This window comes from Arthrobacter sp. ISL-72, from assembly GCF_018613755.1.
Taxonomy (GTDB): Bacteria; Actinomycetota; Actinomycetes; order Actinomycetales; family Micrococcaceae; genus Arthrobacter.
The window spans coordinates 12,939-27,851 of sequence record NZ_JAGGPP010000001.1 but is presented as its reverse complement, the minus strand read 5'-3'; the positions used below and the strand labels follow the sequence as shown (position 1 = coordinate 27,851).

The 14,913-nt window shown below is 66.7% G+C and carries 15 protein-coding genes; 12 read left to right on the top strand and 3 right to left on the bottom strand.

What is annotated here, in order from left to right; translation table 11 throughout:
- Positions 1-165: 165 nt before the first annotated feature.
- The gene (locus J7I92_RS00145; protein WP_214835689.1) at positions 166-1,038 is read left to right on the top strand and encodes a LysR family transcriptional regulator; all 873 of its coding nucleotides are present in this window, start codon (positions 166-168) and stop codon (positions 1,036-1,038) included.
- A gap of 77 nt (positions 1,039-1,115) precedes the next feature.
- Here the strand turns inward: J7I92_RS00145 and J7I92_RS00140 are convergent, their stop codons facing one another.
- Positions 1,116-1,784 (bottom strand): GntR family transcriptional regulator, encoded by a 669-nt coding sequence (locus J7I92_RS00140; RefSeq protein WP_214835687.1) that lies wholly within the window; start codon positions 1,782-1,784, stop codon positions 1,116-1,118.
- A 103-nt stretch (positions 1,785-1,887) separates the two neighbouring features.
- Between J7I92_RS00140 and J7I92_RS00135 the strand changes: the two genes are divergently transcribed.
- Positions 1,888-3,102, top strand: a complete 1,215-nt coding sequence (locus tag J7I92_RS00135; RefSeq protein WP_251039280.1) for an MFS transporter — start codon at positions 1,888-1,890, stop codon at positions 3,100-3,102.
- 50 nt (positions 3,103-3,152) lie between these two features.
- Here the strand turns inward: J7I92_RS00135 and J7I92_RS00130 are convergent, their stop codons facing one another.
- The gene (locus J7I92_RS00130; RefSeq protein ID WP_214835684.1) at positions 3,153-3,725 is read right to left on the bottom strand and encodes an MOSC domain-containing protein; all 573 of its coding nucleotides are present in this window, start codon (positions 3,723-3,725) and stop codon (positions 3,153-3,155) included.
- A gap of 274 nt (positions 3,726-3,999) precedes the next feature.
- Here J7I92_RS00130 and J7I92_RS00125 point away from each other — a divergent pair, with 274 nt between their 5' ends.
- From J7I92_RS00125 to J7I92_RS00110, 4 genes are all read left to right on the top strand, one after another.
- A complete protein-coding gene (locus J7I92_RS00125; RefSeq protein ID WP_214835681.1) occupies positions 4,000-5,355 on the top strand; it encodes an MFS transporter in 1,356 nt (451 codons plus the stop codon).
- Positions 5,352-6,155: a putative hydro-lyase gene (locus J7I92_RS00120; RefSeq protein WP_214835676.1), complete on the top strand. Its 804-nt coding sequence runs from the start codon at positions 5,352-5,354 to the stop codon at positions 6,153-6,155. Before J7I92_RS00125 ends, J7I92_RS00120 begins: the two co-directional genes overlap by 4 nt.
- Complete coding sequence (locus tag J7I92_RS00115; protein ID WP_214835673.1) at positions 6,152-6,415, top strand: hypothetical protein; 264 nt, start codon at positions 6,152-6,154, stop codon at positions 6,413-6,415. The genes J7I92_RS00120 and J7I92_RS00115 overlap by 4 nt, the downstream gene beginning before the upstream one ends.
- Before the next feature lie 82 nt (positions 6,416-6,497).
- Complete coding sequence (locus tag J7I92_RS00110; protein WP_214835670.1) at positions 6,498-6,863, top strand: VOC family protein; 366 nt, start codon at positions 6,498-6,500, stop codon at positions 6,861-6,863.
- A 14-nt stretch (positions 6,864-6,877) separates the two neighbouring features.
- On the opposite strand, the gene J7I92_RS00105 is transcribed toward J7I92_RS00110, so the two are convergent.
- On the bottom strand, positions 6,878-7,618 hold the full coding sequence (locus J7I92_RS00105; protein WP_214835667.1) for a copper homeostasis protein CutC: 741 nt from the start codon (positions 7,616-7,618) through the stop codon (positions 6,878-6,880).
- Positions 7,619-7,735: 117 nt separating this feature from the next.
- Here J7I92_RS00105 and J7I92_RS00100 point away from each other — a divergent pair, with 117 nt between their 5' ends.
- From J7I92_RS00100 to J7I92_RS00075, 6 genes are all read left to right on the top strand, one after another.
- Positions 7,736-8,884 carry an ROK family transcriptional regulator gene (locus J7I92_RS00100; RefSeq protein ID WP_214835663.1) on the top strand — a complete coding sequence of 383 codons (1,149 nt, stop codon included), beginning with the start codon at positions 7,736-7,738 and terminating at the stop codon, positions 8,882-8,884.
- Complete coding sequence (locus J7I92_RS00095) at positions 8,877-9,938, top strand: ROK family protein (protein ID WP_214835660.1); 1,062 nt, start codon at positions 8,877-8,879, stop codon at positions 9,936-9,938. The genes J7I92_RS00100 and J7I92_RS00095 overlap by 8 nt, the downstream gene beginning before the upstream one ends.
- Before the next feature lie 61 nt (positions 9,939-9,999).
- Positions 10,000-11,292, top strand: a complete 1,293-nt coding sequence (locus tag J7I92_RS00090) for an extracellular solute-binding protein (RefSeq protein WP_214835657.1) — start codon at positions 10,000-10,002, stop codon at positions 11,290-11,292.
- 43 nt (positions 11,293-11,335) lie between these two features.
- A complete protein-coding gene (locus tag J7I92_RS00085; protein ID WP_214835655.1) occupies positions 11,336-12,346 on the top strand; it encodes a carbohydrate ABC transporter permease in 1,011 nt (336 codons plus the stop codon).
- The gene (locus J7I92_RS00080) at positions 12,343-13,254 is read left to right on the top strand and encodes a carbohydrate ABC transporter permease (protein WP_214835652.1); all 912 of its coding nucleotides are present in this window, start codon (positions 12,343-12,345) and stop codon (positions 13,252-13,254) included. The genes J7I92_RS00085 and J7I92_RS00080 overlap by 4 nt, the downstream gene beginning before the upstream one ends.
- Positions 13,251-14,906 carry a beta-N-acetylhexosaminidase gene (locus J7I92_RS00075; protein ID WP_214835648.1) on the top strand — a complete coding sequence of 552 codons (1,656 nt, stop codon included), beginning with the start codon at positions 13,251-13,253 and terminating at the stop codon, positions 14,904-14,906. The genes J7I92_RS00080 and J7I92_RS00075 overlap by 4 nt, the downstream gene beginning before the upstream one ends.
- Positions 14,907-14,913: the final 7 nt, after the last annotated feature.

Genomic DNA, 14,913 nt, shown 5'->3' with positions numbered 1-14,913 from the left:
AGCGTTGACCCGCGCGCGCCTGACCCGCGCCGGTCTGACCCACGCGGGCCTGACCCGCGGGGTCCACCTGCGCTGTGCACTGAAGAGGCTTCCATAAGCCAAAGTTTCCGGGCAAAACCCCTGCGCGAAAAAATGTGCTCGGTGAACGTTCTATACGATGACCGTATGAATGTTGAACTGCGGTATCTCCGGGCGCTGGTTGCCGTGGTGGACTCGCAGACCTTTACCGATGCCGCTATCGATCTCGGAACGTCGCAGGCGGCCGTTTCGCGGTCCGTCGCCGCGCTGGAACGGGCCCTGGGGCTGCGCATTCTGCAGCGGACAACCCGCAACGTCACTCCAACTGCTGCCGGTCAACGGATCATCGAGCACGCACGCCGCGTCCTCGACGAGGTTGCGCTGCTTGAACGCGAAGCCAAAGACCAAAGCGGCGAGCTGAGGGTGAGTTATGCGTGGTCCGCGCTGGGCCGCCGGACCGTGACACTGCAGCATAAATGGGACGAGGCCCACCCGGGGGTGCGCTTGATCTGGGTGCAGTCGAATGCCCCGGCGGGCGGGCTGGCGAACGGGTCGGTCGAAGTGGCCGTTGTGCGGCGCCGCCCCGTCAATGACAACCGCTTCGCGTCCACGCTCATCGGAACGGAATCCCGCTACGCTGCCATCGCCAAGGCGGATCCACTCGCCCGGCGGCGTTTCCTGCGCCTGTCTGACTTTTCCGGACGAACGATCGCCGTCGACCACCGCACGGGAACCACCACCGAAGACCTCTGGTCCGACGAGTCCCGGCCCGCGTTGGTCCGGCTTGTGCAGGGCGTGGACGAATGGCTGACGCTCATCTCCACAGGGCAGGCCATGGGCATGTCCTCTGAGGCCACGGCCGCGCAGAATCCGCGGCCCGGAATCGTGTACCGGCCGGTCCGCGATGCCCCGCCTATTTCTGTCTTCCTGGCGTCTTGGAAAGACGATCCCTCGGTTCTCGTTTCAGACTTCACCCGGCTGGCAAGGGAAGCCTTCGTCCCCGAGCAGCCGGCACTATAGGGGAGGCGGCACAGCGCAAGCGGACGACGGCGGGACCTCCCGCCGTCGTCCGGCCGCGTTGCCCTAAAGGCGGGGCGCTATTGGTTTTCGAGAACCGCTATGGCGCGGCGCCCAAGGCTGCCGGCGACGTGGCGCTGCATGATCTCGCGGGCCCGGACGGCATCCCCGGCCACTACTGCGTCGGCGATGTGGACGTGTTCCTCCTGGACCCGGAGCCGGTCATTTTCGGATTCCTTTTGTCCCTGCAGACCGATCCGTCGGTAGCGGTCGGCCTTGTCCCAGAGGCCTTCCAGGATTCCGATCAACGGCGGATTGTGCGATGCGGTGTAGATGGCACGGTGGAACTCCCGGTGGGCCATCATTGCGGCGAGGTCCGCGGCGTCGTGCAGGGGTGTCAGTTGCTTCAGTGCGGCTTCAATGTCCGCGATGTCTGCCGGTGTACGGCTCTCGGCCGCGAGCCCTGCTGCAAGGGGATCCAGGTTTTCCCTGATGACGTAGAGGTCGCGTGCCTCATCGGCAGTCAAGGAGGCGACCCGGGCGTCGCGGTGTGATTCGAGCTGGACGAGTCCCTCGGCTGCCAGGCGGCGGAGCGCTTCGCGCAGCGGCGTGGTGCTGACGCCGATTTCCTTGGCAAGCTGGGCCTGACTGAGAACGGAGCCCTGCCTGATGTCACCTGTCAGAATACGACGGCGCAGCTCATCGTAGGCGTAGGCGTTCTTCGTCAGTGCTACGGCCGGGTTTACCACCGTTGCTCCTTCATGCGTAGGGGGGGAGGATTTGAGTCCTGCACGCTGCTTCTATAGGTTATAGGCTATAACGACGTGGGATTTCCGGTGAAAGGGCGAGGTTTTGAGCAGGCGCCAACTTTCCCGCCAGTGGCTGTGGATGTTGATCGCCTCCGCCGTTCTGTGCCAGATGGCCCTGAACCTGGCGCGGCCCCTCATTTCCTACAAGGTCCTGGCCCTGGGCGGAGACTCCGTCACAGTGGGCCTGACCTCGGCGGCGTATGCCCTGCTTCCGGTGGCCGCGGCGCTGTGGCTCGGAAGGGTCTCAGACCGGCGCAGCTCCTTGCGCGGCATTGTGGTGATTGGCACTGTTCTCCTGGCCGCGGGCCCGTTTGTGCTGTTCCTGTCGCCATCCCTGTTCCTGGTCGGGGCAGCGAGTGCCGTGCTCGGCCTTGGCCACCTCTGCTTCACCATCGCCGGGCAGTCCGCCATCGCACGGTTTGTCCCCCTGAACCACATGGATGCGGCTTTCGGCTGGTTCACGGCGTCCTTCTCCGTCGGTCAGATGGCCGGCCCGCTCCTCGCCGGCCTTGCCATGGGATCCGCGGAGGGTGTGCCGGCCGGAGCCCGGTTGGCTGACGCCAACACCGGCCTCCTGATCGCCGGGGTCATCTCGTTGCTCGCGGTGCCGTTTGCGGCGGGAACGGCTGTCAGGGGATCGGCGAAGCCGGTGAAGGACCCGGATGCACCTGCGCCGGCCCCTCCGGTCTCGGCCGCCGCGCTTCTGCGGTTTCCGGCGGTTCGGACGAACATGGTTGCCAGCCTTGCGCTCCTTGCCACCACTGACATCCTGGTCGCGTTCCTGCCGCTGCTGGGGGAAGAAAAGGGAGTCGCGCCTGTCATGGTGGGCATTCTGTTGGCACTGCGGGCCGCTGCCTCCATTACATCCCGGCTGCTCTTGCCCGTTCTGCTGGCGCGGTGGAGCCGGCCAACGCTGGTCATCGCCAGCCTGGCGGGGGCTGGGACAACGCTCGCGCTGCTGCCGTGGCTGTTTGAATTTCCGTGGCTCGCCGGCGGCCTGCTGGTGATCGGCGGCTTCTTCCTGGGCCTGGGGCAGCCAATCACCATGACCCTGGTGACCCACGCCGTCCCGCCCGCGTCCCGGGGAGCAGCCCTCGCCCTCCGCCTGCTCGGTAACCGGGTGGGACAGGTCAGCCTGCCGGCCGCCGCAGGATTGCTCGCCGCACCGGTCGGGCCCAGCGGGGCGCTGTGGATGTCCTGCGTGGTGCTGGGTGCGGCGTGCATCAGGCCGCGGCCGACGGCGGACGGCGGAGACTGACCGACATCCTCCTGCGCGTGTGAAGCCAGGTCCGCCGGAACCCGCGCCCGCTACGGCAGCCGGGAGGGGCGCAGCAGTGCGGGGGTGCCTGCGCTGTCCGGGTCCAGCGGCACCGGGCTGATCAGCACCGCCGGGCCCCGGTGCAGGATGCCGTCCGAGAGCGGCTGGCAGCGCACACCGCCCCGGCCGCGCATGGCCTTGTGCGCACCCGGGGCCAGCATCCGGTCCATCCATGCACAGGGGTGGGCAGGCCGTCCGGCACGTAGCCGCACCTGATCGCGGCGTGATTCCAGCGCGAACTCGCCGCCGAGCAGCGGGGCCAGGTGGGCGCCCCGGAGGACCACATTGCGCCGCGTCAACAGAGGATCAAAAGGTGCTGTTCCCAGCTCCGCCGCCATGGCTTCGAGGGCCTCGACCGCGATCAGGGTGACGGCGGCGTCCATGTGCGCGGCCTTGCCGAAGAAACGGTCGCCCACGATGCCCTTGCCGGCCACCAGCTGCACCTGGTCCGCGTCCAAGGCGGGGACATCCGCCGCCCCCTCGCGTGCCCGGCCAAAGTAGGCATGCCCCGTCGACACGAGCAGGTGCAGGATCTCAACGTCGTACCTGTAGCTTGCCGTCATGACACCCAACTATCCTCCATCGCAGGCGGCTGCGCACGACGATTGAATCAGCGTCAACCCTTGACGGTGTGATCTGCGTCGCGTAAATTGTTCAACAAGTTCGGATTGTTCAACGATCCAACAATTTCTCGCAGTCTCGACTTCCGCAGCCCATCACGGCAGCCGCACAAGCGCCCAAACGCCCCAACCTTGCAACGTCGCAAGCCAAGGCAGAAGCGCACTAGCACCATCCGCCCGAAACGCGGATGACATCCACTCTTCATGGAGGATACAAATGGCCACTCAATCAGCAATGGCCCCCGCTGTCCCGAAACCCTTTGTAGGGCGCAAGGGCATGTACAAGGCCTTCGCAGCCAGCCTGACCGGAACCGCGCTGGAGTTCTACGACTTCGCCGTCTATTCCGCCGCGGCCGCGATCGTTTTCCCGCTGATCTTCTTCCCGTCCTCGGACCCCGTCACGGGCACCCTGCTGGCCTTCTCCACCTACGCCGTGGGCTACATTTCCCGGCCCGTCGGCGGCATCATCTTCGGACGGCTCGGGGATGAGATCGACCGCAAGAAGATCCTGGTGGTCACGCTGATGCTGATCGGCGTCGCCACTTTCCTCATCGGCCTGCTGCCCACGTACGACAACATCGGCATCATCGCCCCTGCCCTCCTCGTCTTCCTCCGCTTCGCGCAGGGCGTCGGCGTCGGCGGCGAATGGGGTGGAGCGGTCCTGCTCTCCAGCGAATTCGGTGACCCCAACCGCCGCGGCTTCTGGGCATCCGCCGCGCAGATCGGCCCGCCCGCCGGCAACCTGATGGCCAACGGTGCCCTGGCCGTCCTGACTTTGGCCCTGTCCGAAGAGGACTTCCTGAACTTCGGCTGGCGGATCGCCTTCCTGATCTCCGCGCTGCTGGTGGCCTTCGGCCTCTGGATCCGCCTCAAGCTCGAAGACACCCCGATCTTCAAGGCCATGGAGGCCCGGGGTGACAAGCCCAAGGCCCCCATCCGCGAAGTGCTGGCCACCCAGCGCCGGCCCCTCATCGCGGCCATGCTCAGCCGCATCGGACCGGACGTCACCTACGCGATGTGCACCGTCTTTACGCTCACCTACGGTATTCAGGAACTCGGCTTCGACCGCGGCCAGGTGCTGGTGGCGGTACTGATCGGTTCGGCGCTCCAGATATTCACCATGCCGCTCGCCGGGGCCATCTCGGACCGCATCAACCGCCGGCTGGTCTACGCCATCGCCGCAGTGGCCGCCGCCGTCTGGGCCTACCTGTTCTTCATCGTCCTCGAAGGACGCTCCCCGGTCATGCTGATCATAGGCACCGTACTGGGTCTGCTCTGCCACTCGTTCATGTACGGCCCCCAGGCGGCGTTCGTCGTCGAGCAGTTCTCGCCGCGGCTCCGCTCCACCGGCAGCTCACTGGCCTACACGTTCGCAGGAATCATCGGCGGCGCCATCGCACCGTTCATGTTCACCCTCCTGCTGAGCACCTTCCACAGCTGGGTCCCGGTTGCCATCTACCTCACCGTCGCCTGCCTCCTGACCCTGGTTGGCCTGGCCCTCGGACGGGACTCCAATGTTGCCGAAGACGAGGAATACCTGCAGTCTTCGACTGAACTGGCGGACGCCCGATGAACCCGGCCAACGCCCTCATGGCACCCTCGGATGCACGCCTGAAGTTCCGCAACGGCCTGGTCACCCCCACCTCCGGCTGGAGCGACGGCTACACCCAGGCGAACCTGATAGCGGTGACGGCCGACTACGCCGACGAATTCATCGAATTCTGCCGGCTCAACCCCAAAGCCTGCCCCGTCATCGACATCATTCCGGCGGGCCGGTACGAAAGCGCCCTCGCAGCAGGATCCGACATCCGCAGTGACATCCCCGCTTACCGGGTGTGGGTGGACGGAGAGCTTGCCGACGAAGTCGCGGACGTCTCCCCGGGCTGGCGTGACGACATGGTGGGGGTCCTCATCGGCTGTAGCTTCACTTTCGAAGCCGCACTCGCCAGTGCCGGCATCCCGCTGCGGCACACCGAAACCGGCCGCAACGTCCCCATGTACCGCACGAACATCGAGTGCTCGCCGGCCGGTCGGATCCACGGCCCGATGGTGGTTTCGATGCGCCCAATGCCGCCCGAGCTGGTCGAAACGGCCATCAGGGTGACGTTGGAAGTGCCGAAGGTCCACGGCAGCCCGGTTCACGTCGGGTCGCCGGAGGACCTGGGCATCATTGACATCAACCGCCCCGACTTTGGCGATGCGGTGGAGATCCGGCCGGGGGAAGTTCCGGTTTTCTGGGCGTGCGGCGTGACACCGCAGAGCGCAGTGATGGCATCCAGGCCCCCTTTTGCCATCAGCCACGCCCCCGGGCACATGTTCATTACGGATGTTCCCGAAAGCACTTACCGGGAATCGGCAGGAGCGTCATTGTGAAGAAGAGACTCCCCGTTGCCGAGAAGCGGGCTCGCAGGATCCTCAACCTGTCGGTGCCGCGGCGGCAGGCCACCGGCACCCACTGCGAACTGACCGGCGTCTGGCAGAGTCCGGCGGGAGCGAGCGTCTCGCTGTACGAGGGCCAGCTCCTCCCGAGCGATTCCGGCCGGCCCTGCGTCTGGACATTTGCAGGCCTCCCGGCAGGCAAAGCCGATTCCGGAGCTGCCCGGTGGGCGGTCCCGGAGCATCACAGGCTGTAGGGGCAGGAAAGCCCGGCACCATTGTGCGCCCCGGCTTTCGGTCCTAGGGTGGGTGCGTTCTCACCCAAGACCAGGAGGAGCGATGTCCGGCGAGCCAGCATTCTTTGAAATCGGCGTCGAAGATCCCCGGCGGGGCAAGGCGTTCTACGGGGCGCTCTTCGGCTGGGACTTCACACCCGGGCCCTCCGCCGGAGGAGGATTCGTGATCGGCACCCCCGGGCTCGCCGGCGGGATGCACGGCGGGGACCCCGGCGCCGTGCCGTACCTCTTCTTCCGGGTGGACAACATGGACGCCGCACTGGACCGGGTACGGGAGCTCGGCGGCTCAGTCGATGAACCTGAACTTGGGGACGAGACCAGCGCGGGGGAGTACGGCAGGTTCAAGCTCTGCAAGGACGACCAAGGCTCAGCCTTCGGTCTCCACGAACCTCCCCGGCCCGCGGCCTAGGGTCCGCTCCGGCTTCAGCCGCAGGCGATGCGGGCCGCCCTCACTGCCGCAGCGTCGGTCACGTAATACGCCATAGGATCAGCTCCATCCCAGGCACCCAGTGACAATGCTCCGGAAGCCGACGCGGACACCTGCCGCTTGGCCGACAGATGCACGGCATCCAACTCCGAGCGCTTCACGGCCGGAATGTCCGGAATCCTGAGCCCACCGCCGGCCATGACCTGAAGGTGGCCGGCGGCCGCCCGGGCCATGCGGACCAACGTGTCCAGGCCTTCGCGCGCTGACGCCGACCGGCCGGAGCTCAGAACGCGCGTGAAGCCGAGCCCCAACAGCACCTCCACGGCCGCCACTGCATCGGGGCTCCGGTCGATCGCGCGGTGGAAGGTCAGCTGCGCCGAGGGGTCTGCGTTCCGGGCACACTCGGCGAGGCGGCGCGTGGCGGCAACATCCACTTCCCCTCCAGGTGTCAGCGCGCCGAACACCACTCCCTGCGCACCCTGCGCCAGCAGCATACGAATCTCGCGCTCCATGGTGTCCAGCTCGGTGGGGGAGTAAGTGAAGTCGCCGGGGCGGCAGCGGATAAGCGGGTGGATCTCCAGCTTGCCGTGCGCCCGTTCCGCGGCGGCCTCCATCAGGCCCTGGGACGGTGTGATGCCGCCGAGCTCCAGGCTGCTGCACAGCTCGATCCGGTCTGCGCCTTCAGCGGCGGCAGTTCCCGCGCCGTCGGCACTGGCCACTGCAATTTCGAGTTTCACGGGTAGCTCCTGCAGTAAGGGCGGTTCGGTTCGGCCCGGTCCGGTCGGCCCGGGGGCCGGGGTGGAACCAAAAGAAAACCATTGCCATTTGATTGTTAGTATAGTTTACTAACAAACATGAACGAATCTCCAGGTGTTCGCACTGCCGGCTCGGTAAGTGGAACCCTTCCTTCCGATGGCCGCGCACGCAACCTGTCCCTGGTGCGCCAGACCCTGCACTCATCCGGTGCCATGAGCCGGGCGGATCTCTCGAGGGCCCTTGGTCTGACCCGCGTTACCGTGTCGGACCTCGTCGCGCATCTGATTGAACGCGGCCACGTGGTGGAGCTGGGCCAGTCCGAGAAGGGCCGCCCAGGAAAACCGGCCATCCTGGTGGACCTCAACCGACGCGGACTGCAGATCATCGGCATGGACCTGGCAGAAAACGGCGTCCTGCGCGCCGCCGTACTGGACCTTGACGGCAACATCGTCAACCGGCTCGAGCGCTCCATCGGACCGGAAACCGGTGAAGCCGTGGTCAGCCAGGTCGTCCAGCTCGCCGCCGACGCCATGGAGCTGGCCACCGCCACGCTCCTGGGCATCGGCGTCGGAACCCCGGGCATCGTCAGCCCCGACGGCGTTGTGGTCGAGGCCTCCAACCTGGGCTGGAAGAATGTCCGGCTCCGGGACCTGCTTCAGAAGCACACCGGGATACCGGTGCTGGTGTCCAATGACGCCGACGCTGCGGTCCATGCGGAGTACACCTTCGGGGGCGGCAGCGACGACATGATCCTGGTGAAGATTGGCCGCGGTGTCGGCTCCGGACTGATCGTGGGCGGGCGGCGCGTTCGCGGCGCCCACTCCGGCGCCGGCGAAATCGGTCACGTCACTGTAGGCACCGACGGGGGAGCCGTGTGCAACTGCGGGAAGACCGGCTGTTTGGAAACCTGGATGTCCGTCCCCAACCTCGAACGGAAGATGGCCGAAGCAGCCGCAAGCCCCGAACCTGAGGCTGCGGCCGACGCTTTGTTCCGCGAGGCCGGTGAACGGCTCGCCGTCGCATTGGCGCCGGTTGTCGGCGCACTCGATCTGTCCGAGGTGGTCCTGAGTGGACCGCCGCACCTGCTCGACGGGCAGTTGCTCGACGCCGTCGAGACAACCTTGCTTTCCCGGCTGCTGCAGCAGGACCCGGCACCGGTATCTGTCCGGCTGGCCGACGACGCCCCTGACATCGTCCTGCGGGGAACCTCTGTGCTGGTGCTCTGGAACCAATTGGGCGTTGCGTAATGGTACCCATTTTGACGGCACCCGCACTGGCCGGACCCGCATCATGAGGCTCGGGCTGGACATCGGCGGAACCAAAACAGCGGCCGCGATCCTGCACGACGACGGCTCGCTAGCCGCCCTGCGCACCGCACCCTCCGGTTTCGGCGGGGACCAGGTGGTCGGAGTGGCCGCGTCCCTGGCCTGGGACGCAATGGCCGAGGCCGGCCACGGCCGGCCGGACTCCATGGGGGCCTGCATGCCCGGTCTTGTGGATCCGTCCACCGGCGTGGTCCGCCACGCCGTGAATCTGGGCGTGGAAACCCTCAACCTGGCGGGCGAACTGGAGCAATTGCTCGGATCTCCCGTTGCCGTTGAGAACGATGTGAAGGCCGCAGCTTTAGGGGCCTACGGCATCCTCGCGGCCCGAACAGCCGACGGATCGGTGCCCGGTGGCTCGGGCGTTTCCCACGACGAGACGCTGGCGTACCTGAACCTCGGCACGGGCCTGGCCGCCAGCGTCGTCAGGAACGGCTTGGTCCTCCGGGGGCCTGACGGCATGCTGGGCGAAATCGGCCATCTGCCGGTCGCCGGGGACACCCCCTGCGCCTGCGGCCAAGTGGGGTGCCTGGAAACCCTGACATCCGGGTCTGCCCTGGCCCGGATGTGGACTCCGCCGCCGGGCGGCGGACGGGATCCGTTCACGGCAGCGCTCACCGGCGACCGGCAGGCCCGCGAAGCGGCGGAAACGCTGTGCCGCGGCGTGGCGCTGGCGATCCAGATCCTGGTCCTGTCGACGGGGGCCCACCGGATCATCATCGGCGGGGGCCTCGCCGCCCTGGGGCCGGCGCTGCTCCAAGGCATCCAGTCCGAACTTGAACGGCGTGCGGACAAGTCCCTGTTCCTCGAGTCCCTTCGTCTCCCAGACCGCTTTGAACTGCTCCCCGCGGACATTCCGCTGGCGGCATTGGGGGCTGCGGCACTGGGAGCTGCAGCCCTGGGTGCCGCTGCGCTGCCGGCCGCGGGGCTGCCTCGGCAGGAAACAGCCCGCCTGGCGGCCCTAACATGCACCCTCTAATTGCCCGCCCCTGCTCACTCACACCCTGCAAACCTCATCCCACTTTTCCAATGGAGGAATTTTGAAACTCGCTCGCACCGCCGCGGCAGTCGCATTGACCGCCCTGGCCCTGACGTCCTGCGCCCCGCCCACCTCGAACAACGCCGCCTCATCCTCGGACGAGCAGACCGGAACCGTCCGTGTGTGGCTGTTCTCCGAAGTCAACCAGGACCCCAAGTCCGCCGTGGTCAAAGAGGCCGTGACCGAGTTCGAGGCAGCCCACAGCGGCGCCAAGATCGACGTCCAGTACATCCCCGTGGACAGCCGGGCTGAACGCTTCAAGGCAGCCTTCAACGATCCCTCCAGTGCCCCCGACGTCGCCGAATTCGGCAACACCGACCTGGCGAGCTACGTGGCCTCCGGCGGCCTGGCAGACGTCACCGCCGACATCAAGGACTGGGACGAAGCCCGGGACCTCGACAGCAAGATCCTGGCCACCACCGAAATCGACGCCAAGAACTACGGCGTTCCCTGGTTCGTCGGCGTCCGAGCCCTCTACTACCGCACGGACCTGCTCCAGCAGCTCGGCCTGGAGGTCCCCAAGACCCTGGCCGACGTTGAATCCGTTGCCCGCGCCGTCAGGGCGGCCAACCCCGGGATGCTCGGCATCTCCGTGGGCGGGGCAGCCCAGTTCTCGGCCATGCCGTACCTTTGGGCCAACGGCGGCAGCATCGCCACCAAAGAGGGGGACACATTCGTCTCCGGCTTGGCTTCCACGGAGTCCCGCGAGGGCGTCGCCGCCTACGCCCGCCTCATCAAGGACGATATCTGCCCTGCGCAGACCTGCGCTGAGTTCGGCGGCAACGCCAGCGTCCAGCAGTTCATTGCCGGCAAGTCGGCCATGACCATCGGCGGCGACTTCAACTACAAGGCCGTCGCAGCAAGCGCCGTCAAGGACAAATTCGCAGTGGTCCCCGTTCCGGGCAAAACGGCGGCTTCCGTTGCCCCGGCCTTCGCCGGAGGCAACAACCTCGGCGTCTTCAACAGCAGCACCCACCGCACGCTGGCCGCCGACTTCGTGAAGCTGCTGGCCAGCAAGAAATACCAGCAGAAGATGTTCGACTCCATGGGTAACCTGCCCACCTTCTCCGACGTCCAGAAGACTGTGGCAGCGTCCAACACCCAGGTGGCACCCTTTATCCAGACCCTCGGCGCCGGCACCAACTTCGTCCCGGTCACGGAGACCTGGTCAACCATCGATGCGCAGGGCGTCTTCACCGGCATGTACCAGAAGATCGTCACCGGCAAGGCGGACGTCAACACGGCAACCGCCGAAGCCGCCGACGCCATGAACAAGGCATTCGGAGCCAAGTAATGTCACACATTCCTTCACCAACCCTCGCGCCGGGCGGCGTGGCATGACGGCCCTGGCGCCGCTGCAGGCCGAATCGCCGCGCGGCAAAGGCACCCCCTCAATTAGCCCACGGCCCGGCGGCACCCAGACGGCGGGAAACAAAGCGCGGCGCCGCTCGAAGGTCAAACGCGGGCTGGAACCGTGGCTGTACCTGGCCCCGGCCTTCATAGTCCTGATCGCCCTGCTGGGCTACCCCATTTTCCAGCTGGTAAACGTCTCCCTCTACGACTACCGCCAGGCCCAGGTCAGCGGAAAGGCGCCGCTGCGCTTCACTGGCCTGGAGAACTATCAGAAGCTTTTCGCCGACCCGCAGTTCTGGACGGTCCTGGGCAACACGGTGCTGTTCGCCGCGGCCTGCGTGGTCCTCACCCTCCTGGTGGGGAGCTCGCTTGCGGTGCTGGCCACCAGGCTCCGGCCGTGGGTCCGCTCCACCCTCTTCGTTGTGTCGCTGGGCGCATGGGCCACCCCCGCCGTCACCGGCAGCGCCGTCTGGCTGTTCCTCTTCGACCCCACGCTGGGCCTGGTGAACAAGACGCTCGTGTCCGTCGGCCTGTCCGAGTTCGCCGGGCATTCCTGGACCTACGACAAATGGTCAGGCTTCGGCCTGGTCGCCAGCGAAGTGGTCTGGTGCTCGTTCCCGTTCGTGCTGGTCACGGTCTACGCCGGCATCCAGGCGATCCCCACCGAGGTCATCGAAGCCGCACGGATCGACGGCGCCACCATGCCGCGGATCGCGGGGAGCATCATGCTTCCCATGCTGCGGCCCATCGTGATTGTGGTGACCATCCAGTCGATCATCTGGAACTTCAAGATCTTCTCGCAGATCTACATCATGACCAACGGCGGCGGCATCGCCGGGCAGAACCTCGTGCTGAACGTCTACGGCTACCAGCAGGCCTTCGCGGCCAGCCTCTACGGGCTCGGGTCCGCCCTGGGCGTCATCATGACCGCCCTGCTTATGGTCATCACCCTCGTTTACCTCCGTATCCTCAAGAGAACGGGAGAAGCACTGTGACCGCCGTCGACGTTTCACCCCGCAACAGCCTGCCGTCCGCGGCGGGAACGCCGCAGAAATTCCGCAAGAACGGACGACGGCGGTTCGGCGCCGACGCCGCTGCCCTCGCCATTGCGCTGGGCGTTGCCTTTCCGCTGTTCTGGATGGTGCTTTCGGCGCTGAAACCGAAAACCGCGCTCGACGCCGGGGACGCGGCGCCGTTCACCCTGGAACCGTCGCTGGAATCGTTCGGGCGCGTCCTGGCGGTCAACAACTTCGGCCAGTACTTCATGAACAGCGTGATCGTGGCCCTGGCCGTCGTCGTCATCTCCACCGTCCTGGCCTTCCTGGCCGCGGTGGCGCTGACCCGCTACAACTTCAAGATGCGCACCAAGCTGCTCATCATCATCCTCGTGTCTCAGATGGTGCCCGTGGAAGCCCTTACCATTCCGCTGTTCTTCCTGCTCCGCAACGCCGGTGAGGCCATCCCGCTGGTGGGACTGAACCAGCTGGGCTCGCTGGTGCTGGTGCACGTGGGCTTCAGCATCCCGTTCGCCATCTGGATGCTCCGCGGCTTCGTGGCCGCCGTGCCGGTGGAAATCGAGGAGGCGGCCCGCCTGGACGGTGCCAGCAGCTTCCGCTTCGTCCGCTCCATCCTGTTCCCGCTGGTGGCACCCGGTGTGGTGGCCTGCTCGGTGTTCTCCTTCATCTCCACCTGGAACGACTTCCTGTTCGCCAAGACGTTCATCATCTCGGCCCAGGAAAACCAGACCCTGCCGATGGCGCTGCTCACCTTCTTCAAGCCCGACCAGAACGACTGGGGAGCCATCATGGCCGGATCCGTGATCATGACCATCCCGGTGCTGATCTTCTTCATCGCCGTGCAGCGCAAGCTCGTGTCCGGACTGGCCGGGGCGGTGAAAGGATGACCGGCACTGTTGGGCATCAGCTTATTCCGGCCCCGAGGGCGGTGCGGGACGGCTCAGGCGTGCTGGAGCTGGACGGCACCACCAGTCTCGGGGCCGACCCGGAACTGAACACTGCGCGCCGCTGGCTGTCGCGTGCCCTGGGCGCTGCCACCGGCTGGGACCTCATGCCCGCCCCTGCTGGCTCGGCCACCATCCGCCTCCGGCTGGACCCGGAGCTCGACGCCGAGGCGTACCGCCTGGACGTTGACACCGCCGTCGTCATTCATGCAGGCGGGCCTGCTGGGGCGTTCTACGCCGCCCAGACTCTGCTACAGCTGATGGGTCCGGCGGCACTGCGCCAGGCGCCCGCCGCTCCGGGGGGTGGGTCCGCGGACCCGTGGCCGGTACCCCGTACGCACATAGAGGACCGGCCCCGCTTCGGTTACCGGGGCGCCATGCTGGACGTGGCACGGCACTTCATGCCCAAGGACAACCTGCTGCGGTTCATCGAAGTGATGGCCATGCACAAGCTCAATGTCCTGCACCTGCACCTCACGGACGACCAGGGCTGGCGGATCCAGATCAACCGCTACCCGAAGCTCACCGGGACCGGAGCGTGGCGGCGTGAATCCTCCCGCGGATCCTGGCGGGCGGGCGTGTTCGACTCGCTGCCGCACGGCGGCTTCTACACGCAGGACGACCTCCGCGAGGTGGTGGCTTTCGCGGCCGAACGGCACATCACGGTCATCCCGGAAGTCGACGTGCCGGGCCACAGCCAGGCCGCCATCGCCGCCTACCCGGAGCTGGGCACCGGCGCTTTGAACGGCACGGGGCCCGTGGAGGTCTGGACCCGCTGGGGCATCAGCGAAACCGTCCTAGAAATCTCGGACACCTCGCTGGAGTTCTACCGCAACGTGCTGGACGAAGTGGTGGAGATCTTCCCTTCCCCGTGGATCAGCCTGGGCGGCGACGAAGTCCCGCTCACCCAGTGGCAGAACAGTGACCGGGCACGTGCCCAAGCCGCCGCGCTCGGGCTGGCGGACGTGGCCGGGCTGCACAGCTGGTTCGTCCGGCAATTGGCCCTGCATCTTGAAGCGCATGGACGCGCCACGCATGTGTGGGATGAAATCGGCGACGGCGGACTGCCTGACCGTGCGCTCGTGGCGTCCTGGCGCGACTACGAGGGCGGGATCGAAGCCCTGAAGAACGGCTATGACGTGGTCATGTGCCCCGAACACAAGCTCTACCTGGACCACCGGCAGGCCGACGGCGACGACGAGCCTGTGCCCGTTGGATTCGTGACCACCCTGCAGGCCGTCTACGACTTCGAGCCGCTCCCGCAGGACGTGGATCCGGCGTTCCCCGGCCGGCTCCTCGGCGCCCAGGCCAACATCTGGACTGAGCACCTGGACTCGCCGCGGCGTGTCAATTACGCCGCGTATCCGCGCCTGAGCGCAGTGGCCGAGGTGTTCTGGTCCCGGCCTGAAGACCGGGACTACGATGGGTTCCTGGCCCGGCTCACCGGAGCGCACCTGAAGCGGCTGGAAGCCATGGGTGTGGAATACCGGGCCCCGTCCGGACCCAACCCCTGGCAGCAGCGGCCGGGAGTCGAGGGCTGGAAACGTGATTACGACGCCGAACAGCGCACCGCCGCTGGAACGGCCGCTGGATAGGACACGA